We start from the raw sequence: 1,488 nt of genomic DNA on the forward strand, positions 1-1,488 counted from the left end.
ACTTACTGTAGCCATTCCCCCTTTTTTTCTATAGTTAGGAATCCTTGGTCTGTCTGAGATTTTACCTTCATTATAGGCAATAATAAGACCATAATAAGACCTAAATGATTCAGCTACAGTTCTCAATATTTGTTGTGCTGCTTGAGAATGTAAAACTTTATAGTGATTGTTCTTTTTGTATACCTTTTCTAAGTCATACTTGCCAATGCCTTTTTGAGACTTAAAATATAGTTGCCTGGCATAATATATTCCCATGTTAGTTAGCTTGTGAGACTGTTCGCACAAGAATTTTAAGATAGCAATTAATTCAGGATTTTTACCTGCTAAAACTTGCTGACAAGAGTACATTTGAAACAGGCGGACCGAAAACTTATTGTTGATCATAGTAACAGAGGGCTACTTTAGTTGTCTAGTCTAAATAACTCCCTTGTTTTCATCCCCACGGTTCAAACACGGGGCCTTCAACGTGGCTTTTCGGTCAAATAAAATACATCGGATTAAAATCCGACTCCTCGCCTTTCATCCATCGCTTAAAAGACGATGGCTTTCATGCTCCCGTGTTATTTAGGTAAATATTGTGAGATATTATTTTGCATTCAATTAACTATCTAGCAGGATTTTGGCGACGTCCTTTACCTTTAATAATTCCCATATTTTTTAAACCTGTCCAACCAATCATAATGTAGCCTACTGCTAAAAGTAAACTGCTAAAACCTGTTCTAACACTTGATTTAAAAGAATTGCTGTTAGCTTGTTCTTCTAATTCTTGCTTGCGAGTACGAATTCTAGTTAAAAGTTGAGTTGGTAATTGTTGTGCCTGACGATTGAGAAATTCATCTATAATTTGAGGATTTTGTTTTGATTGTTCTAACAAGCTTTTCACTTGCTCTGATAATTGTTCATTTTCTAACGCTTCATTCAGCCTAGTTTCATCTCCTAACAAAGTACTAAATTGATTTTTTAATTGACTTTGTCTTTGTTGTATCTGATTTTGAAATTCGCTGGTACTGACACGAGCTTCTAATTGTGTTTCAGCTGTACTTGCTTGCTGATTTATTCGTTCAATGGCCTCTGCCCGAGCTAGACGAGTATTATTTAAATGTAGAGGAAATAGTAACAAATATATTAGTCCTAATAAGCTCGCTAGTAAAAGTCCCCAAAATCTCAAATCTAATATGGAGGATGTAGAGTTATTTTGGAGGCCAGAATTACTGGTTACCCAATAGCCTGTAAATAATAAGGCCATTCCTACCATAGGAATAATTCCTCGATCAACTAACTGTGTCACTAGACCAATTTGCCATGCTCTACTACTTATATTGAAAGGAATTGACAATACTACAAAGTCAAGTAGAGAAGACAAAATCATAATTATCCCTACTATTGTAAGAGTCCTAGCAGCTATGGAGGAATATTGACGAATGTTTGTTGCTTTCATGGCATTTTACTCAGTTATAAAATTATCGTTCATTTGTGGGTATAGCAGGA

General features: G+C 35.2%; 1 protein-coding gene and 1 pseudogene. Both read right to left on the reverse strand.

The genetic code is table 11. The features are described from left to right. Positions 1–348: pseudogene (locus F6K13_RS32795) on the reverse strand (RNA-guided endonuclease TnpB family protein); the annotation flags it as partial. Between the two features lie 256 nt (positions 349–604). Beyond that, the gene (locus F6K13_RS32800; protein WP_124147521.1) at positions 605–1,438 is read right to left on the reverse strand and encodes an HpsJ family protein; all 834 of its coding nucleotides are present in this window, start codon (positions 1,436–1,438) and stop codon (positions 605–607) included. Positions 1,439–1,488: the final 50 nt, after the last annotated feature.

This window comes from Okeania sp. SIO2B9, assembly GCF_010672505.1.
Taxonomy (GTDB): domain Bacteria; phylum Cyanobacteriota; class Cyanobacteriia; order Cyanobacteriales; family Microcoleaceae; genus Okeania; species Okeania hirsuta.